The organism is Xylophilus sp. GOD-11R (genome assembly GCF_033546935.1).
In the GTDB taxonomy this organism is placed as follows: domain Bacteria; phylum Pseudomonadota; class Gammaproteobacteria; order Burkholderiales; family Burkholderiaceae_C; genus Xylophilus.
Genome location: NZ_CP137854.1, coordinates 148,431 through 168,138 on the forward strand (window position 1 = coordinate 148,431; position 19,708 = coordinate 168,138).

Genomic DNA, 19,708 nt, shown 5'->3' on the forward strand with positions numbered 1-19,708 from the left:
AGGCTTTCCTGGCTGGCGGGCGACGGGCCCGCCGGACGTTCATGGCGAAGCCTGCCGCTACAATCGTCGGATCATATCGCCTGCGCCCTTCCACATGTCCGATCACTTTCTGCGCCGCTCCCTGACCGTCGCCGCGGCTGCCACGGCAGCCCTGCTTGCGGGCTGCGGCACGGTCGACAGCGCCAGTAATCGGCTGGTCAGCGCGATCACGCCCTACAAGATCGAGATCGTCCAGGGCAACTTCGTCTCCAAGGAGCAGGTGGCTGCGCTCGAAAAGGGCATGAGCAGGATCCAGGTCCGGGAAGTGCTGGGTACGCCCCTCATCACCAACCTCTTCCGTGCCGATCGCTGGGACTATGTCTTCACCATCAAGCGGCCCGGCGTCGATCCGCAATCGCGCCGCCTGAGCGTCTTCTTCGAGAACGATCTGCTCGCGCGTTTCGAAGGCGACGACATGCCAACCGAAGCTGAATTCGTGGCGCGTCTCGATACCCGCACGCGTCTCGGCAAGATCCCGCCCCTCGAAGCAACGCCTGCCGAATTGGCGAAGTTCCCCGGCCGGCCCAAATCCGAGCAAGAGCCTTCCACGAGCGCGATCGCGGCGGAGGCTCCACCGTCCACCGCCTATCCGCCGCTCAACGCGCCCAGCAGCCGCTGATCCTGCAGCCGGCATTCCTGACCGGCCCTTCCAGCCCCTTCCGCCTCGCAGCTTTCCGATCCGCATGACAGCGAACTCCTCCTCGCCGGCGACCGGCACCCCCCACAAGATCGCGGTTGCCGGTGCTTCCGGCCGCATGGGCCGCATGTTGATCGAGGCGATTCGCGCCTGCGACGACTGTGTGCTCGCCGGCGCGCTCGACCAGGCATCCAGCCCGGCGATCGCCTCCGATGCTTCCGCCTTCCTCGGCTTTGCGAGCGGTGTGGCCATCACCTCGGATTTGGCCAAGGCCATCGCGCCCGCGTCGGTGCTGATCGACTTCACCCGCCCCGAAGGCACGCTGCGCCACCTGGAAGTCTGCCGCGAGCACGGCGTCAACCTCGTCATCGGCACGACAGGCTTCACGGCGGCGCAGAAGGCCGAGATCGAGGCTGCGTCACGCGAGATCGCCATCGTGATGGCGCCCAACATGAGCGTCGGCGTCAACGTCACGCTGAAGCTGCTGGAAATGGCCGCCAAGGCGCTGTCCACCGGCTACGACATCGAGGTGATCGAGGCGCACCATCGCCACAAGGTCGATGCGCCCTCGGGCACCGCGCTCAAGATGGGTGAAGTGCTGGCCGAGGCCATGGGCCGCTCGCTCGAAGACTGCGCCGTCTACACCCGCGAAGGCGAGACCGGCCCACGCGATCCGTCGTCCATCGGCTTCGCCACGATCCGTGGCGGCGACATCGTCGGCGACCACACCGTGCTGTTCGCCGGCACTGGCGAGCGAATCGAGATCACCCATAAGTCCTCGAGCCGTGCGACCTACGCCCAGGGCAGCCTGCGCGCCGTCCGGTTCCTGGAAGGGCGCAAACAGGGTCTGTACGACATGTTCGACGTGCTCGGCCTGCGGGCCTGAGGCCTTGGCGCCGCATGGATGCGCTGAGTTTCTTCATGGCGGGCGATGCGCTCGCGCGCGTGGTGGCCGTGGTGCTGCTGGTGATGTCGGTGTCGAGCTGGATCGTCATTCTCTGGAAATCCTGGCTGCTGAACGCGGCCAGCCGGCATTCGGTGCGCGCCATCGCTGCTTTCTGGCAGTCGCCCAGCCTCGACGACGCGCGGCAACGGTTGTCCGCATTCGATCCGCAAGGGCTGGTGACGCCTTTCGTGGCCGCCCTGGCAGCCGACGAGGCGATCGGCCTGGCGGCGGGCGGCGACCGCGCCCAGCGTCGCACCCGTGTCCTGCGTGATGCGCTGCACCAGGCTTCGGCGCAACTGCAGTCCGGCCAGGTGTTGCTGGCCAGCATCGGCGCCATCGCACCTTTCGTCGGCTTGCTCGGCACGGTCTGGGGCATTCACCGCGCCCTGGTCGACATCGCGGGCGCGGGCCAGATCAGCATCGAGCGCATCGCCGGGCCGGTGGGCGAGGCGCTGGTGATGACCGCGGCCGGGTTGGCGGTAGCGATTCCGGCGGTTCTGGCCTACAACCTGCTCGGACGGCGCATCGTGCGTATCGAGGCCGAACTCGAAGGCTTCGCGCAGGACCTGCGCGACCTCTGACCCGCGGCGACCATGGCGTTCGGACGACTTTCCCGCGGCCCCGACGCCGCACCGCTGAGTGAAATCAACGTGACGCCGCTGGTCGACGTGATGCTGGTGCTGGTGGTGGTGTTCCTGCTGACGGCACCGCTGCTGGCCACCAGCATCCGGCTCGACCTGCCGCAGGCGGCCACGGCGCCCGCGCCCTCGGGCAAGCAGGGCGTTCAGCTGGTGGTCGATGCCGCCGGTCAGGCCTTTCTCGACGACCGCCCGCTCGGGGACAAAGCCTTGGCCGAGCGCCTGGCGCAGGTCGCCGCCGACGATCCGGATACCGAGATCCAGCTGCGGGCCGACACGGCCGTGCCCTACGGCCGCGTCGTCGCGCTGCTCGACCTGGCGCAGCAGGCAGGCCTCGTCCACGTGGGTTTCGTCGCCGCCCAGCGGGCCGCCACGCCCGACCGACCCTAGAATCGCGCTCTGCCCCGACGCGCCCGGGCCGTCCGGCGCCCACCGACGAGCGCTCCTCTCTTTCCCATGCAAGACAAATATTCTCATCAAGAGGTCGAAAGCGCCGCCCAGGCCGACTGGACCGCCCGCGACGTCTACCGAGTCACGGAAGACGCCAGCCGGCCCAAGTTCTACGCCTGCTCGATGCTGCCGTATCCGAGCGGCAAGCTGCACATGGGCCATGTGCGCAACTACACCATCAACGACATGCTGGCGCGGCAGCTGCGCATGCGCGGCTTCAATGTGTTGATGCCGATGGGCTGGGACGCCTTCGGCCTGCCCGCCGAGAACGCCGCCATGAAGAACGGCGTGCCGCCGGCGCAGTGGACCTACGACAACATCGCCTACATGAAGAAGCAGATGCAGGCGATGGGGCTGGCCATCGACTGGTCGCGTGAGGTCGCCACCTGCTCGCCCGAGTACTACAAATGGAATCAGTGGCTGTTCCTGAAGATGCTCGAAAAAGGCATCGCCTACCGCAAGACCCAGACGGTGAACTGGGATCCGGTCGACCAGACCGTGCTGGCCAACGAGCAGGTGATCGACGGCAAGGGCTGGCGTACCGGCGCGGTGGTGGAAAAACGTGAGATCCCCGGCTACTACCTGAAGATCACCGACTACGCCGAAGAGCTGCTCGACCACGTGCAGAACAAGCTGCCGGGCTGGCCCGAACGGGTGCGCCTGATGCAGGAGAACTGGATCGGCAAGAGCCAGGGCGTGCGTTTCGCGTTCCCGCACGACATCCGCGACGCCTCGGGCGAGCTGATTGGCGACGGCCGCATGTACGTCTTCACGACGCGCGCCGACACCATCATGGGGGTCACCTTCTGCGCGGTGGCGCCTGAGCATCCGATCGCGGCGCACGCGGCGTCTCTGGATCCGGCCCTCGCCGCTTTCATCGCCGAATGCAAGAGCGGCGGCACCACCGAGGCCGAGCTTGCCACGCAGGAAAAGAAGGGCATGCGCACGGGCTTGTTCGTGACGCACCCTTTCATGGAAGACCCGATCGAAGTTTGGGTCGGCAACTACGTGCTGATGGGCTACGGCGACGGTGCGGTGATGGGCGTGCCGGCGCACGACGAGCGCGATTTCGCCTTCGCGCTGAAGTACGACATCCCGATCCGCCAGGTGGTGCAGGTCGATGGCGAGCACTACGACTACCACCACTGGCACGACTGGTACGCCGACAAGAAGAACGGTGTCACCATCAATTCCGACTACTTCAGCGGACTGCCTTACGAAGAGGCGGTCGACGCGGTGGCGCGCGCGCTGCAGGAGCGCGGCCTGGGCGAGAAGAAGACCACCTGGCGCCTGCGCGACTGGGGAGTGAGCCGCCAGCGCTACTGGGGCACGCCGATCCCCATCATCCATTGCGAGGAACATGGCGCGGTGCCGGTGCCCGAGCAGGACCTGCCGGTGGTGCTGCCGCAGGACTGCATTCCCGACGGCTCCGGCAATCCGCTGGCGCGGCACGAGGGCTTTCATGCCGGCGTGGTCTGCCCGGTGTGCGGCAAGGCGGCGCGGCGCGAGACCGACACCATGGACACCTTCGTGGACTCGTCCTGGTACTTCATGCGCTATTGCGACCCGAAGAACGACCGGCAGATGGTCGGCGCGGGCGCCGAGTACTGGATGCCGATGGACCAGTACATCGGTGGCATCGAGCACGCCATCCTGCATCTGCTGTATGCCCGGTTCTGGACCAAGGTGATGCGTGACCTCGGCCTGGTAAAGGTCGACGAGCCCTTCACCAAGCTGCTCACCCAGGGCATGGTGCTCAACCACATCTACTCGCGCAAGACGCCCAAGGGCGGCATCGAGTACTTCTGGCCGCACGAGGTCGAGGATGTGCACGACGCGGCCGGCAAGGTGGTTTCGGCCAAGCTCAAGTCCGACGGTTCGGCCGTGGACTATGGCGGCGTCGGCACCATGAGCAAGAGCAAGAACAATGGCGTCGATCCGCAGGACCTGATCGGCAAGTACGGCGCCGACACTGCACGGCTCTACACCATGTTCACCGCGCCGCCGGAAGCCACGCTGGAGTGGAACGACGCGGCCGTCGAGGGCAGCTACCGCTTCCTGCGTCGGGTCTGGAACTTCGGCGTGAAGCTCACGGCCGGGGACAGGGCCGCGGCCAACGCCAGCATCGCCGGCGTGGGGCGCCTGCAGGAAGTCACTTTCGGCCCCGCTGCCAAGGAGCTGCGCCGCGAACTGCACACCGTGCTGCGCCAAGTCGACTACGACTACCAGCGCATGCAATACAACACGGTGGTGTCGGGCGCGATGAAGATGATCAACGCCCTCGAGTCGTTCAAGGCCGAAGGCGTGCCGGGCGCGGAAGTCGCAGCCATCGAAGGCTTCGCCATCCTGCTGCGGGTGCTCTACCCGGCCACGCCGCACATCGCCGACCAGCTGTGGAAGCAGCTCGGCTATGCCGCCGAACTCGGCGACCTGCTCGACACGCCCTGGCCCAAGGTCGACGAATCGGCGCTGGTGCAGGACGAGATCGAGCTGATGCTGCAGGTCAACGGCAAGCTGCGCGGCTCGGTCCGGGTGCCCGCCGGCGCCGACAAGGCGGCGATCGAGGCGGCCGCGCTGGCGAGCGAGGATTTCCAGAAATTCGCCGCCGGTGCCACGCCCAAGAAGGTGATCGTGGTGCCGGGTCGCCTGATCAACGTCGTGGTTTGAAAGGCCGCTCCATGCTCCGCCGTCGCGCTGTCCTTTCCCTCTCCGGCCTGGTGGCACTGCCGCTCGCGGGATGCGGCTTTCACCTGCGCCAGGCGCCGACGTTCGCATTCAAGACCATCTACCTCAACGGCGCGCCGGCCTCGACCCTGGCGGCCGAGTTGCGGCGCAATCTCGAAGCCGGCACCGGTCTGCAGGTGAGCCGTGATCCGGCCCAGCGTTACACCCAGGACGTCATCCTCGATGTGCTGCAGGACCAGCGCGAGCGTGTCGCCCTGAGCTACAACTCGGTCGGCCAGGTGCGTGAGTTCCAGCTGCGGGTGCGGGTGCGCTTCGCCCTGCGCACGCCCGACGAGCGCGAGATCCTGCCGTCGACCGAACTCCTGCTGCAGCAGGACCAGAGCTACGACGAAACCCTGGCACTGGCCAAGGAGCAGGAAGCGCAACTGATCTTCCGCAATCTCCAGACCGACGTGGTGCGCCAGATTCTTCGGCGCCTGGCCGCGGTCCGGCAGATCTAGTTTTTTTCGATGCAGCTCACCGCGGCGCAACTCGCCAGCCACCTGCAGAAGTCGCTGCGCCCGCTCTACGCGGTGCACGGCGACGAGCCGTTGCTGGTGCAGGAGGCGGCCGATGCGATTCGCGCTGCCGCGCGCGCGCAGGGCGCGACGGAGCGCACGGTGCATGTCGTGGCCGGGGCGCATTTCGACTGGAGCGGGGTGCTCGCCGACGGCAGCGCGCTGTCGCTGTTCGCCGAAAAGCGCATCGTCGAGATCCGCATCCCCTCGGGCAAGCCGGGCAAGGATGGAAGCGCGGCCCTGCAGCAGATCGCCGCGGTGGCGGCCACGCAATCCGACACCCTGACCCTGGTGCTGCTGCCGCGCCTGGACAAGGCCACCCGCACCGGCGCCTGGTTCACCGCGCTGGAGCAGCATGGCGTGAGCATCCAGGTCGATCCGGTCGAGCGCGGGTCGCTGCCGCAGTGGATCGCCCAACGCCTGCAGCGCCAGGGCCAGCAGGTGGCGTCGGGCGAGGAGGGCCAGCGTACCTTGCAGTTCTTTGCCGATCGGGTCGAAGGCAACCTGCTGGCGGCGCACCAGGAGATCGAAAAACTGGCCTTGCTGTACCCGGCGGGCACCTTGTCGTGGGAGCAGGTCGAGACGGCGGTGCTCAATGTGGCTCGGTACGACGTCTTCAAGCTGTCCGAGTCCATCCTGGGCGGACAGGTGGCGCGGGTGCAGCGCATGCTCGACGGTCTGCGCGCCGAGGGCGAGGCCGAGGTGCTGGTGCACTACACCCTGGCCGAGGACATCCGCGCGCTCAAGCGGGTCAAGGACGCCATGAACCAGGGGCGACCACTGCCGATGGCCTTGCGTGAGCAGCGGGTCTGGGGGCCGCGCGAACGGCTGTTCGAGCGGGTGTTGCCCCGCCTGGACGCCTCGCTGCTCGCCACGCTGTTGCAGGACGCACACAAGGTCGATGGCATCGTCAAGGGTTTGCCGCAGGAAGGCTGGCCGCGCGACGGCTGGCAGGCGCTGATGCGCCTGGCCATCCGCCTGTGCCGCGTCTGCGCTGGAGCGCCTTCCACCCGCGCCGCGTGAGGCCATCGTGAGGCCTGCAGGCGTCGCGCATGGGAAAATGCACCCATGAACGCCCTGAACGTCGCCGAATACGTCAACACCCTCGGAATGCAGGCGCGCGCAGCCTCCGCGCGCATGGCCAGTGCGGATGCCGCCACCAAGAACGCCGCATTACGAGCGCTCGCCCGCTTGCTGCGAGCCGATCCGGTGTCGCTGGCGGAGGCCAACGCCCGCGACCTGGCTCGCGCCCAGGCGGCCGGACTCGCAGCGCCGATGGTCGACCGCCTCCGTCTTACGCCCAAGGTCATCGAAACCGTGGCGCAGGGCTGCGACCAGCTCGCCGCCATGCCTGAGCTCATCGGCGACGTCGTCGGTCTGCAGCAGCAGCCCAGCGGCATCCGGGTCGGTCGCATGCGGGTGCCGCTGGGCGTGTTCGGCATGATTTTCGAAAGCCGTCCCAATGTGACGATCGAGGCGGCCAGCCTGTCGATCAAGAGCGGAAACGCCTGCATCCTGCGCGGCGGGTCGGAGGCGATCGAATCCAACAAGGCGCTGGCCGCGCTGGTCGGCCAGGCGCTGGCCGAGGCTGGACTGCCGGTCGACGCGGTGCAACTGGTCGCCACCACCGATCGCGACGCCGTGGGCCGGCTCATCGCCATGCCCGAGTACGTGGACGTGATCATCCCGCGCGGCGGCAAGAGCCTGATCGAGCGCATCAGCCGTGAAGCACGGGTGCCGGTCATCAAGCACCTCGACGGCAATTGCCACACTTACGTGGACGACCCTTGCGACATCGCCATGGCCGTCAAGGTGGCGGACAACGCCAAGACCCAGAAGTACAGCCCCTGCAATGCGACCGAAGGCCTGCTGGTGGCGCGCGGCGTGGCGGCCGAGTTCCTGCCGCTTATCGGCCGCATCTATGCGGACAAGGGCGTCGAGATGCGCTGCGACGCCCAGGCCCTGGAAATATTGCGTGGTGTGACCGGTGCAGCGCTCCAGCCCGCGAGCGAGCAGGACTGGTCGGAGGAATACCTCGGCCCGACGATCAGCGTGAAGGTGGTCGAGGGCGTCGATGAGGCGATCGACCACATCAACCGTTATTCGTCACACCACACCGATGCCATCCTCACGCGCGATCACATGCATGCGCAGCGTTTCCTGCGCGAGGTCGATTCGGCCAGCGTCATGGTGAACGCCAGTACGCGATTCGCCGATGGTTTCGAATACGGCCTGGGCGCGGAAATCGGCATCAGCACGGACAAGTTCCATGCGCGCGGCCCGGTCGGTTTGGAGGGCCTCACTTCCCTGAAGTGGGTGGTGCTGGGGCAAGGCGAAATTCGGCAATGACAGCCGTCGCGCTCTTGTCTCCATCCTGATGAACCCTATATCCCTTCGGTTCGCTCCGTCTCTTGCTGACGGAGCTTTTTGTTTTTTCGCTAGCCAGTCATAGAGGACCGCATGGTTCCGCATCTCATCACGGCACTGAACGGTCCGATCAACGAACTGGAACAGCGCATCCTTGATTCCACCCCGGCGATCGAGCGCTGGTTCCGGCTGGAGTGGATGGAGCACACGCCACCGTTCTACAGCTCGGTCGATCTGCGCAATGCGGGCTTCAAGCTGGCGCCGGTCGACACCAACCTGTTTCCCGGCGGCTGGAATCATCTGACCCGACCGATGCTGCCACTGGCGGTGCAGGCGGCGATGGCGGCCATCGAGAAGATCTGCCCCGAAGCGCGCAACCTGCTGCTGATTCCCGAGAACCACGGCGATGCCGACTATCTCGACAACGTCGCCCAGCTCGCGCACATCTTTCATGCGGCCGGGCTCAATGTGCGCGTCGGGTCGGTCGATCCCGAGATTCGCGACGTCACCACCTTGACGCTGGCGAACGGCCAGCAACTGCGCTTGGAACCCGTGGTGCGCAACGGGGGTCGACTCGCCACCCGGCATTTCGATCCCTGCACCATCCTGCTCAACAACGACCTGTCGCAAGGCGCTCCCGGCATCCTCGAGGAACTGCACGAGCAATACCTGCTGCCGCCGCTGCACGCGGGTTGGTCGGTGCGCCGCAAGAGCCGTCACTTCCAGAGCTACGAGGAGGTGTCCAAGCGCTTCGGCAAGATGCTGGGCATCGATCCCTGGCTGGTGAATCCCTTGTTCGGTCATGGTGGCGAAGTCGATTTCGCCAATGGCGCGGGCATGGAAGAGTTGGCGCACAACGTCGATGCGCTCCTGGCGCGGGTGCGGCGCAAGTACAAGGAATACGGCATCAACGAAAAGGCCTTCGCCGTCGTCAAGACCGACAACGGAACGGGCGGCATGGGCGTCATGACGGTGCACGACGCACGCGATCTCGAATCGCTCAGCGCTCGGGCCCGCGAACGCATGAACATCGCCAAAGACGGCCGCGCCTCGCACGAGGTGATCGTCCAGGAAGGCGTGCCCACCTATGAAAGCGTGGGCGAAGCGACCGCCGAACCGGTGGTCTACATGATGGATCGTTATGTAGTCGGCGGCTTCTATCGGGTGCACGGCGAGCGTGGCATCGACGAGAACCTGCGCGGCCCGGGCGCCGGCGTGGTTCCGCTCGATTTCGACGACAGCGCACGCCTGAACCAGCCAGGCGGCAAGGGCGCCGCCGAGGCACCCAACCGCTTCTACATGTATGGCGTGATCGGCCGACTGGCGATGCTGTCGGCCAGCTATGAACTCGAGGCTACCAACCCCGAGGCAGAGGTCTACGACTGACCCTGTCGGTTGTTGCGCCGCAACGTTAGCCGCCCTGCGAACGGGCGGCTTTTACCTCTTGCGATTGCCACGCAAGGCCTACGGCGCACAATAGCGACCCCATGACAACGGCCGTTCGCCGGCGTCCCGGTCCTCGACCCCGGCGCCCGGGGTCCGCAGGACCCGCGCCAGGGCGACGACACGAAGCAGTGTCCGACAGCAACAAAACCTCCTTGCCCGCACTCACTCTCGGCGCCATCGGCGTCGTGTACGGCGACATCGGCACCAGCGTGCTCTATGCCGTGAAGGAGGTGTTCCACACCGGCCGCGTGCCTTTCATGCCCGAGAACGTCTATGGCGTGCTCTCGATGTTCTTCTGGACCCTGGTGATCGTCGTCGCGCTCAAGTACGTCGTGCTGGTGCTGCGGGCCGACAACAACGGCGAAGGCGGATTGGTGGCGATGCTGGCCCTGGCCTCGCAAGCCGTGAAGGACAAGCCGCAATTGCGCAAGGTGCTGCTGCTGGTCGGCATCTTCGGAACCTCGCTCTTCTATGGCGACGGCGTCATCACGCCGGCCATCTCGGTCCTGTCGTCGGTCGAGGGCCTGGAGGTCATCTCGCCGGCGTTCCGAACCTACGTGATACCGATCACGCTTGTCGTGCTGTTCTGCCTCTTCGCGGTGCAGAAGCGCGGCACTGGCGGCATCGGCAAGTTCTTCGGGCCGATCACGCTGGTGTGGTTCCTGACGATCGCGGTGCTGGGTGTGATGCACATCAGCGGCCATCCGGAGATCCTCAAGGCGCTCAACCCGTATTACGCGGTGCGCTTCATCTTCATGCATCCGCTGGTGACCTTCATCATCCTCGGCGCGATGGTGCTATGCGTGACGGGCGCCGAGGCGCTCTACGCCGACCTGGGGCATTTCGGCAAAAAGCCGATCCGCCTGGCCTGGTTCCTGGTGGTGATGCCCTCGCTCACGCTCAACTACTTTGGTCAGGGCGCGCTGCTGCTCGCCGAACCGGGCGCGGTGCAGAACCCCTTCTTCATGATGGCGCCGCCGTGGGCCCTGTTGCCGCTGGTGTTGCTGGCAACGATGGCCACGGTGATCGCGTCCCAAGCCCTGATCTCGGGTGCTTTCAGCATCACCAAGCAGGTGGTGCAGCTCGGCTACCTGCCGCGCCTGAACGTGCAGCACACCAGCGTGCGCGAAGCCGGACAGATCTACATCCCGTTCGTGAACTGGGGCCTGTTCGTGGCGATCGTCCTGGCCGTGGTGATGTTCCGCTCATCCAGCAACCTCGCCGGCGCGTACGGCATCGCGGTGACGCTCGACATGCTCATCACTACCGTGCTCACCTTCTTCGTCATCCGGTACCGCTGGAACTATCCACTGGCGCTCTGCATTGCGGCCACCGGTGCCTTCTTCATCGTCGACCTCGCCTTTTTCACATCCAACCTGCTGAAGCTGGTCGACGGCGGCTGGTTCCCGCTGATGATCGGCGGGGCGATCTTCACGCTCATGATCACGTGGAAAGACGGCCGCAACCTGATCAACGAAAAGCTGCGCAGCGACGCGCTGGATCTGCCCAGCTTCCTGGACGCCGTGTTCACCAGCCCGCCGACGCGCGTCGAGGGCACCGCGGTGTTTCTGACCGGCGAGCCCGGCACCGTTCCCAACGCCATGCTGCACAACCTCAAGCACAACAAGGTGATGCATGAGCAGAACCTGTTCGTGACCGTGAAATCCCACGAGGTGCCTTGGCTGGGCATGGACAAGCGACTCGAGGTCGTTGCCCTGGGGCGAGACTGCTGGCAGGTGGTGATCCACTACGGCTTCAAGAACGATCCGGATATTCCGCAGGCGCTTTCCAACCTGCGAGGTCAGGGTTGCGGCCTCGACCCGATGACCACCAGCTATTTCCTGTCGCGCGATACCGTTATCCCGACCATCGGCAGCGGCATGGCCGACTGGCGCGAAAAGTTGTTCGCCCAGATGCACCGCAACGCGGGTGCGGCGGCCGACTTCCTGAACCTGCCGAGCAATTCGGTGGTGGAAATGGGGTCGAAGATCGAAATCTGATGGCGAGGCGGCCCCGTCGGCCGCCCCGCTACGCTCGGGAGCAGCATGCAGTTTTTCAGGGACATGAGTCCGTCGGCCCTCGCTGCCGGTTTGGTCGCCGCCCTGGTCGGCTTCACCAGTTCCGCCGCGATCATCTTTCAGGCGGCACGCGCTTTCGGTGCAAACGACGCGATGGTGTCATCGTGGGTCTGGGCGATCGGATGGGGCGCCGGCCTGTGTACCGTCGTGCCCTCGCTGTGGACGCGCAAGCCGGTCATGGTCGCCTGGAGCACGCCGGGCGCCGCGGTGCTGGCGCTTGCCGGCAATGGGCATTCCATGGGCGATGCCGTCGGCGCGTTCATGGTCTCGGCTGCGTTGATCGTTCTCTTCGGCGTCACCGGCTGGTTCGAAAAAGCCATGGCACGGATACCGGTCGGCATCGCGGCGGCCTTGTTGGCCGGGGTGCTGGCCAAGTTCGGCATGCAGGCGTTCGCGGCGGCAGGTACCTCGGTCGTGCTGGTGGCGACGATGCTGCTCGTCTACCTCCTGGCCCGCCGGTGGGTTCCCCGTTATGCCGTGCTGGCCAGCCTGGCTGCCGGGGTGGGGCTGGTTCTGATCCGTGGCGAGATCGCTCCGCAGGCATCGATACCGCTGGTCATGACTACGCCGGTGTGGGTGCCGCCCGCGTTCAGTTGGGCGACGGTCGTCGGCATGGCGCTGCCTTTGTTCGTGGTGACGATGGCATCTCAAAATCTTCCGGGTGTCGTGGCAATTCGGGCTGCCGGCTACCGGCTTCCCGTCTCCCGGATCATCTCGCTCTCCGGGCTCGCCACCTTGGTGCTCGCCCCCTTCGGCGCCTTTGCCTTGAACCTCAGCGCCATCACGGCGGCGATCTGCATGGGGCCGGAGTCGCACCTGGATCCCGCGCGACGGTATGTTTCGGCGGTGGTCTGCGGCCTGCTTTACTGCCTGCTCGGTCTTGCAGGGGCCACGGTGGTCGCGCTGCTGGCGGCATTTCCGGCGGCGTTGGTGAGCTGCATTGCCGGGCTGGCGCTGCTCGGCACCATCGGCAGCGGGTTGGCGACGCTGGTCGACGACGCCGAACACCGCGAAGCAGCCGTCATCACTTTTGTCGTCACCCTCAGTGGAGTGAGCATCGCGGGCGTCGGCTCGGCGTTCTGGGGTGTGGTCGCCGGCACGGTTGCCTTATTCGTACAAAAATACCGTCTCCACGCGCGGGCTTGAGGCGGCCCGGCGCCTCCCGCGTCCAACTTCAGGCTTTCGATGCATATTCTTTTTGTCGCCGATCCGATCGAGTCCTTCAAGATCTACAAGGACACGACGTTCTCCATGATGCGCGAGCTGCAGCGCCGCGGGCACACCTTGGCTGTCTGCGAGCCGCAAGACCTCGCTTGGCAGCGTGGTGGAGAGGTCAGCGCGGTTGTCCGCACGCTTCGACTGACCGGGGATCCATTGCACTGGTTCGATGTCAGCACCGCCGAAGGGCCACAGCCGCTTCGGTCGTTTGATGCCGTACTGATGCGCAAGGACCCGCCGTTCGATTCCGAGTTCTTCTACGCGACGCACCTGCTCGAACAAGCCGAACGGGAGGGCGCCCGAGTGTTCAATAAGCCCAGGGCCTTGCGGGACCATCCGGAGAAGCTGGCCATCATGGAGTTTCCCGAGTTCATCGGCCCGACGCTGGTTACGCGCAGCGACGCAGCGATCCGTGCTTTTCATGCCGAGCATCGCGACATCATCCTCAAGCCACTCGACGGCATGGGTGGCATGGGCATCTTCCGTGTCCGCGACGATGGTATGAACCTCGGCTCGATCATCGAGACGCTCAACCAAGGGGGGGCGAACACGGTGATGGTTCAGAGGTTCCTGCCGGCGATCGCGGACGGAGACAAGCGGATTCTGCTGATCGGTGGAAAGCCGGCTCCGTTCTGCCTGGCGCGGATTCCCCAGGGAGGGGAGGTGCGCGGGAACCTGGCTGCCGGTGGAAAAGGAATTGCGCGGCCGCTGACGCAGCGAGACAGGGAGATCGCAGAAGCAATCGCGCCCGTGCTTTACGCGCGCGGGTTGCTCCTGGTCGGGCTCGACGTCATTGGAGAGAACGTCACCGAGATCAACGTGACCAGCCCGACGTGTTTCCAGGAGATCCACGATCAAACCGGGTTCGATGTGCCGGCCATGTTTGTCGATGCGTTAGAGGCCGCTTTTGCACCCTGAAAAACCTGTGCTATAGTCGAGGGCTCAGCAGATGAGCGGCGTTCTTCAAGTGGATGCAGCGATTGTGCTGAGCAGTCGGGTCGAGGCTTTTGTGGCTGGAGATTTCGGTGGTTGGTTGGGTTGTGCGGGGTTTGAAAAAATTCTGCGACTTGATTGACCGAATCGAAAAATTCGGTATAGAATTCGAGGCTCAGCTGGAAGTGCTGGAGAGTTAATCGGGTGGGTTGATCAGGTAATCTGGCTGGTCGATCTGAGAGGCGAATCAGGATTTCCGGCAGACGACGAAAGTCAAAAAAGTTTGACACTCTTTTAAAAAATGTGTTAGAATCTAAGGCTTCGCTGATCGCAGCAAAGCAAGTTGAATGAAGCAGTATTGAGCTGGTTTGTTCGGCAGGAATCTTTAAAAATCTACAGCCGATAAGCGTGGGCGTTTGAGAGGCGGACTTGCCAAGGTTCACAGAACCAGAGAGTCTTCATTGACTCTCATCAAACGCTCATGAGAATAGAAGTGAAGTCACTTCAATTCCGTTTTTATGAGTAAACAATCAAGATCGAACTGTAGAGTTTGATCCTGGCTCAGATTGAACGCTGGCGGCATGCCTTACACATGCAAGTCGAACGGTAACAGGTCTTCGGATGCTGACGAGTGGCGAACGGGTGAGTAATACATCGGAACGTGCCCGATCGTGGGGGATAACGCAGCGAAAGCTGTGCTAATACCGCATACGATCTACGGATGAAAGCGGGGGATCGCAAGACCTCGCGCGGACGGAGCGGCCGATGGCAGATTAGGTAGTTGGTGGGGTAAAGGCTCACCAAGCCTGCGATCTGTAGCTGGTCTGAGAGGACGACCAGCCACACTGGGACTGAGACACGGCCCAGACTCCTACGGGAGGCAGCAGTGGGGAATTTTGGACAATGGGCGCAAGCCTGATCCAGCCATGCCGCGTGCAGGATGAAGGCCTTCGGGTTGTAAACTGCTTTTGTACGGAACGAAAAGGTCTTCTTTAATACAGAGGGCCCATGACGGTACCGTAAGAATAAGCACCGGCTAACTACGTGCCAGCAGCCGCGGTAATACGTAGGGTGCAAGCGTTAATCGGAATTACTGGGCGTAAAGCGTGCGCAGGCGGTAATGTAAGACAGATGTGAAATCCCCGGGCTCAACCTGGGAACTGCATTTGTGACTGCATTGCTGGAGTGCGGCAGAGGGGGATGGAATTCCGCGTGTAGCAGTGAAATGCGTAGATATGCGGAGGAACACCGATGGCGAAGGCAATCCCCTGGGCCTGCACTGACGCTCATGCACGAAAGCGTGGGGAGCAAACAGGATTAGATACCCTGGTAGTCCACGCCCTAAACGATGTCAACTGGTTGTTGGGTCTTCATTGACTCAGTAACGAAGCTAACGCGTGAAGTTGACCGCCTGGGGAGTACGGCCGCAAGGTTGAAACTCAAAGGAATTGACGGGGACCCGCACAAGCGGTGGATGATGTGGTTTAATTCGATGCAACGCGAAAAACCTTACCCACCTTTGACATGTACGGAATTTACCAGAGATGGTTCAGTGCTCGAAAGAGAACCGTAACACAGGTGCTGCATGGCTGTCGTCAGCTCGTGTCGTGAGATGTTGGGTTAAGTCCCGCAACGAGCGCAACCCTTGTCATTAGTTGCTACGAAAGGGCACTCTAATGAGACTGCCGGTGATAAACCGGAGGAAGGTGGGGATGACGTCAAGTCCTCATGGCCCTTATAGGTGGGGCTACACACGTCATACAATGGCTGGTACAGAGGGTTGCCAACCCGCGAGGGGGAGCTAATCCCATAAAGCCAGTCGTAGTCCGGATCGCAGTCTGCAACTCGACTGCGTGAAGTCGGAATCGCTAGTAATCGCGGATCAGAATGTCGCGGTGAATACGTTCCCGGGTCTTGTACACACCGCCCGTCACACCATGGGAGCGGGTTCTGCCAGAAGTAGTTAGCCTAACCGTAAGGAGGGCGATTACCACGGCAGGGTTCGTGACTGGGGTGAAGTCGTAACAAGGTAGCCGTATCGGAAGGTGCGGCTGGATCACCTCCTTTCTGGAAAAACTAGCAAGTTCTAGCGTTATTGAACGCCCACACTTATCGGTTGTTGGAAGAGTCGAGTAGATCGACGATGGGTCTGTAGCTCAGCTGGTTAGAGCACCGTCTTGATAAGGCGGGGGTCGTTGGTTCGAGCCCAACTAGACCCACCAAGTCTTTCTGCTGGATGGGATATATCTGTGTGTGCGCGAATGAGTGCATGTCGGCAGACCTGGGGGGATTAGCTCAGCTGGGAGAGCACCTGCTTTGCAAGCAGGGGGTCGTCGGTTCGATCCCGTCATCCTCCACCAAACACCATGTCGGCGAGGTCTGCGAGAAGCAGGCGTTGTCGGGTTATCGAAGATTGGTTCAACACCAAAGTAGCTTTGCAAGAGGCTGCTTTGTTGTTGATCGCGATAGTGCGATCAATCGGCTGTTCTTTAAAAATTCATAGAGTCGAATCAGCGTTGTCGGCGGAAATGAGGTCAAGGCCTCAACCGTGCCGTCGGCAACATGAATTTTTGATTGCGTCAAAACGAATATTCAGCAAGTCTGAAAAATTCGAAGTATCGAGGCCGCAAGGCTTCATACGGCATAACGCGCCAGGTGAAAGACCTGGCAATTCCTTGAAGAATGATTTTGGAGTTTCGACAAGAGACGTCAAAGTTATAGGGTCAAGTGAATAAGAGCATGTGGTGGATGCCTTGGCGATGATAGGCGACGAAGGACGTGATAGCCTGCGATAAGCTTCGGGGAGCTGGCAAATTAGCTTTGATCCGGAGATTTCCGAATGGGGAAACCCACCCTCAGGGGTATCGCATGATGAATACATAGTCATGCGAGGCGAACCGGGTGAACTGAAACATCTCAGTAGCTCGAGGAAAAGACATCAACCGAGATTCCGAAAGTAGTGGCGAGCGAAATCGGAAGAGCCTGCTGGTGATAGCACGATTCTTAGCAAAACGATCTGGAAAGGTCGGCCATAGCAGGTGATAGCCCTGTATGCGAAAAGAGACGTGTGGTACTAGGCCAGCGACAAGTAGGGCGGGACACGTGTAATCCTGTCTGAATATGGGGGGACCATCCTCCAAGGCTAAATACTCATCATCGACCGATAGTGAACTAGTACCGTGAGGGAAAGGCGAAAAGAACCCCGGGAGGGGAGTGAAATAGATCCTGAAACCGCATGCTTACAAAAAGTAGGAGCCCGCAAGGGTGACTGCGTACCTTTTGTATAATGGGTCAGCGACTTACATTCAGTGGCAAGGTTAACCGAATAGGGAAGCCGTAGAGAAATCGAGTCCGAATAGGGCGTCCAGTCGCTGGGTGTAGACCCGAAACCAAGTGATCTATCCATGGCCAGGATGAAGGTGCCGTAACAGGTACTGGAGGTCCGAACCGACTAGTGTTGCAAAACTAGCGGATGAGCTGTGGATAGGGGTGAAAGGCTAAACAAACTTGGAAATAGCTGGTTCTCTCCGAAAACTATTTAGGTAGTGCCTCGCGTATTACCTTCGGGGGTAGAGCACTGTTTTGGCTAGGGGGTCATGGCGACTTACCAAACCAAGGCAAACTCCGAATACCGAAGAGTACAGCGCGGGAGACAGAGCACCGGGTGCTAACGTCCGGACTCAAGAGGGAAACAACCCAGACCGCCAGCTAAGGTCCCTAAAATTGGCTAAGTGGGAAACGAAGTGGGAAGGCTAAAACAGTCAGGATGTTGGCTTAGAAGCAGCCATCATTTAAAGAAAGCGTAATAGCTCACTGATCGAGTCGTCCTGCGCGGAAGATGTAACGGGGCTAAGCCAGTTACCGAAGCTGCGGATGTGCAATTTATTGCACGTGGTAGGAGAGCGTTCTGTAGGCCTGTGAAGGTGTCTTGTAAAGGATGCTGGAGGTATCAGAAGTGCGAATGCTGACATGAGTAGCGTTAAAGGGGGTGAAAAGCCCCCTCGCCGTAAGCGCAAGGTTTTCTACGCAACGTTCATCGGCGTAGAGTGAGTCGGCCCCTAAGGCGAGGCAGAGATGCGTAGCTGATGGGAAACAGGTCAATATTCCTGTACCGATCAATAGTGCGATGTGGGGACGGAGAAGGTTAGCTCAGCCAACTGTTGGACATGTTGGTTCAAGCCTGTAGTCGTGCCTGGTAGGCAAATCCGCCGGGCTTAGATGAGGGGTGATAACGAGTCTGCTTGCAGACGAAGTGAGTGATACCCTGCTTCCAGGAAAAGCCACTAAGCTTCAGCTATTGACGACCGTACCGCAAACCGACACTGGTGCGCGAGATGAGTATTCTAAGGCGCTTGAGAGAACTCGGGAGAAGGAACTCGGCAAATTGACACCGTAACTTCGGAAGAAGGTGTGCCTTTAGTAGGTGAAGGGATTTACTCCTGGAGCCCAATGAGGTTGCAAAAAATCGGTGGCTGCGACTGTTTATTAAAAACACAGCACTCTGCAAACACGAAAGTGGACGTATAGGGTGTGACGCCTGCCCGGTGCTGGAAGATTAAATGATGGGGTGCAAGCTCTTGATTGAAGTCCCAGTAAACGGCGGCCGTAACTATAACGGTCCTAAGGTAGCGAAATTCCTTGTCGGGTAAGTTCCGACCTGCACGAATGGCGTAACGATGGCCACACTGTCTCCTCCCGAGACTCAGCGAAGTTGAAATGTTTGTGATGATGCAATCTCCCCGCGGAAAGACGGAAAGACCCCATGAACCTTTACTGTAGCTTTGTATTGGACTTTGAACGGATCTGTGTAGGATAGGTGGGAGGCTTTGAAGCAGGGTCGCTAGATCTTGTGGAGCCAACGTTGAAATACCACCCTGGTGCGTTTGAGGTTCTAACCTAGGTCCATTATCTGGATCGGGGACAGTGCATGGTAGGCAGTTTGACTGGGGCGGTCTCCTCCCAAAGCGTAACGGAGGAGTTCGAAGGTACGCTAGTTACGGTCGGACATCGTGACGATAGTGCAATGGCATAAGCGTGCTTAACTGCGAGACTGACAAGTCGAGCAGATGCGAAAGCAGGACATAGTGATCCGGTGGTTCTGTATGGAAGGGCCATCGCTCAACGGATAAAAGGTACTCTGGGGATAACAGGCTGATACCGCCCAAGAGTTCATATCGACGGCGGTGTTTGGCACCTCGATGTCGGCTCATCTCATCCTGGGGCTGTAGCCGGTCCCAAGGGTATGGCTGTTCGCCATTTAAAGAGGTACGTGAGCTGGGTTTAAAACGTCGTGAGACAGTTTGGTCCCTATCTTCCGTGGGCGCTGCAGATTTGAGGAAGCCTGCTCCTAGTACGAGAGGACCGGAGTGGACGCACCTCTGGTGTATCGGTTGTCACGCCAGTGGCATTGCCGAGTAGCTAAGTGCGGAAGAGATAACCGCTGAAAGCATCTAAGCGGGAAACTCGTTTCAAGATGAGATCTGCCGGGGCCTTGAGCCCCCTGAAGAGTCGTTCTAGACCAGGACGTTGATAGGTCAGGTGTGGAAGCGCAGTAATGCGTTAAGCTAACTGATACTAATTGCTCGTGCGGCTTGACCCTATAACTTTGATCTGACCAAAATTAGATTCAAGGTGTTATGCCAAGACGTAATCAAAATACCTCAAGCTGATTTCAAACTCTATGAATTCGCTGTCCTGACATAAAAACCAGGACG

12 protein-coding genes, 2 tRNA genes and 2 rRNA genes are annotated in these 19,708 nt (G+C 61.7%); all 16 read left to right on the top strand.

All coding sequences use genetic code 11. From position 1 onward, the window contains the following. Positions 1-94 precede the first annotated feature (94 nt). A complete protein-coding gene (locus R9X41_RS00710; protein ID WP_318632996.1) occupies positions 95-658 on the top strand; it encodes an outer membrane protein assembly factor BamE in 564 nt (187 codons plus the stop codon). 64 nt (positions 659-722) lie between these two features. Beyond that, positions 723-1,562: a 4-hydroxy-tetrahydrodipicolinate reductase gene (gene dapB / locus R9X41_RS00715; RefSeq protein ID WP_318632997.1), complete on the top strand. Its 840-nt coding sequence runs from the start codon at positions 723-725 to the stop codon at positions 1,560-1,562. Positions 1,563-1,576: 14 nt separating this feature from the next. Beyond that, positions 1,577-2,203, top strand: coding sequence for a MotA/TolQ/ExbB proton channel family protein (locus R9X41_RS00720; RefSeq protein WP_318632998.1), 627 nt, complete (start codon positions 1,577-1,579; stop codon positions 2,201-2,203). Positions 2,204-2,215: 12 nt separating this feature from the next. Further along, on the top strand, positions 2,216-2,650 hold the full coding sequence (locus R9X41_RS00725) for an ExbD/TolR family protein (protein WP_318632999.1): 435 nt from the start codon (positions 2,216-2,218) through the stop codon (positions 2,648-2,650). Between the two features lie 66 nt (positions 2,651-2,716). Continuing rightward, positions 2,717-5,377: a leucine--tRNA ligase gene (gene leuS / locus R9X41_RS00730; RefSeq protein WP_318633000.1), complete on the top strand. Its 2,661-nt coding sequence runs from the start codon at positions 2,717-2,719 to the stop codon at positions 5,375-5,377. An 11-nt stretch (positions 5,378-5,388) separates the two neighbouring features. Further along, complete coding sequence (gene lptE, locus R9X41_RS00735; protein ID WP_318633001.1) at positions 5,389-5,895, top strand: LPS-assembly lipoprotein LptE; 507 nt, start codon at positions 5,389-5,391, stop codon at positions 5,893-5,895. 9 nt (positions 5,896-5,904) lie between these two features. Continuing rightward, the gene (holA, locus tag R9X41_RS00740) at positions 5,905-6,975 is read left to right on the top strand and encodes a DNA polymerase III subunit delta (RefSeq protein ID WP_318633002.1); all 1,071 of its coding nucleotides are present in this window, start codon (positions 5,905-5,907) and stop codon (positions 6,973-6,975) included. A gap of 45 nt (positions 6,976-7,020) precedes the next feature. Continuing rightward, entirely contained in the window at positions 7,021-8,301 is a 1,281-nt protein-coding gene (locus R9X41_RS00745) for a glutamate-5-semialdehyde dehydrogenase (RefSeq protein WP_318633003.1), read from the top strand. A 111-nt stretch (positions 8,302-8,412) separates the two neighbouring features. After that, positions 8,413-9,705: a glutamate--cysteine ligase gene (gene gshA, locus R9X41_RS00750; RefSeq protein ID WP_318633004.1), complete on the top strand. Its 1,293-nt coding sequence runs from the start codon at positions 8,413-8,415 to the stop codon at positions 9,703-9,705. A gap of 101 nt (positions 9,706-9,806) precedes the next feature. Continuing rightward, complete coding sequence (locus R9X41_RS00755; protein WP_412556649.1) at positions 9,807-11,765, top strand: potassium transporter Kup; 1,959 nt, start codon at positions 9,807-9,809, stop codon at positions 11,763-11,765. A gap of 45 nt (positions 11,766-11,810) precedes the next feature. Then, positions 11,811-12,989 (top strand): benzoate/H(+) symporter BenE family transporter, encoded by a 1,179-nt coding sequence (locus R9X41_RS00760; protein ID WP_318633006.1) that lies wholly within the window; start codon positions 11,811-11,813, stop codon positions 12,987-12,989. 39 nt (positions 12,990-13,028) lie between these two features. Next, positions 13,029-13,979, top strand: coding sequence for a glutathione synthase (gshB, locus tag R9X41_RS00765; protein ID WP_318633007.1), 951 nt, complete (start codon positions 13,029-13,031; stop codon positions 13,977-13,979). 553 nt (positions 13,980-14,532) lie between these two features. After that, positions 14,533-16,061 (top strand): 16S ribosomal RNA (locus R9X41_RS00770). Between the two features lie 78 nt (positions 16,062-16,139). Then, positions 16,140-16,216, top strand: a tRNA-Ile gene (locus R9X41_RS00775). 62 nt (positions 16,217-16,278) lie between these two features. After that, a tRNA-Ala gene (locus R9X41_RS00780) sits at positions 16,279-16,354 on the top strand. Between the two features lie 361 nt (positions 16,355-16,715). Then, positions 16,716-19,593 (top strand): 23S ribosomal RNA (locus R9X41_RS00785). The 16S and 23S rRNA genes sit together here with 2 tRNA genes alongside, the layout of an rRNA operon. Positions 19,594-19,708: the final 115 nt, after the last annotated feature.

What these genes read in the sequence shown, in the direction of transcription:
- R9X41_RS00760 (WP_318633006.1), top strand. Translation starts at nt 11,811, where the DNA reads ATGCAGTTTTTCAGGGACATGAGTCCGTCGGCCCTCGCTGCCGGTTTG.
- R9X41_RS00710 (WP_318632996.1), top strand. Translation starts at nt 95, where the DNA reads ATGTCCGATCACTTTCTGCGCCGCTCCCTGACCGTCGCCGCGGCTGCC.
- lptE (WP_318633001.1), top strand. Translation starts at nt 5,389, where the DNA reads ATGCTCCGCCGTCGCGCTGTCCTTTCCCTCTCCGGCCTGGTGGCACTG.
- gshB (WP_318633007.1), top strand. Translation starts at nt 13,029, where the DNA reads ATGCATATTCTTTTTGTCGCCGATCCGATCGAGTCCTTCAAGATCTAC.
- holA (WP_318633002.1), top strand. Translation starts at nt 5,905, where the DNA reads ATGCAGCTCACCGCGGCGCAACTCGCCAGCCACCTGCAGAAGTCGCTG.
- leuS (WP_318633000.1), top strand. Translation starts at nt 2,717, where the DNA reads ATGCAAGACAAATATTCTCATCAAGAGGTCGAAAGCGCCGCCCAGGCC.
- R9X41_RS00745 (WP_318633003.1), top strand. Translation starts at nt 7,021, where the DNA reads ATGAACGCCCTGAACGTCGCCGAATACGTCAACACCCTCGGAATGCAG.
- R9X41_RS00725 (WP_318632999.1), top strand. Translation starts at nt 2,216, where the DNA reads ATGGCGTTCGGACGACTTTCCCGCGGCCCCGACGCCGCACCGCTGAGT.
- R9X41_RS00755 (WP_412556649.1), top strand. Translation starts at nt 9,807, where the DNA reads ATGACAACGGCCGTTCGCCGGCGTCCCGGTCCTCGACCCCGGCGCCCG.
- R9X41_RS00720 (WP_318632998.1), top strand. Translation starts at nt 1,577, where the DNA reads ATGGATGCGCTGAGTTTCTTCATGGCGGGCGATGCGCTCGCGCGCGTG.
- gshA (WP_318633004.1), top strand. Translation starts at nt 8,413, where the DNA reads ATGGTTCCGCATCTCATCACGGCACTGAACGGTCCGATCAACGAACTG.
- dapB (WP_318632997.1), top strand. Translation starts at nt 723, where the DNA reads ATGACAGCGAACTCCTCCTCGCCGGCGACCGGCACCCCCCACAAGATC.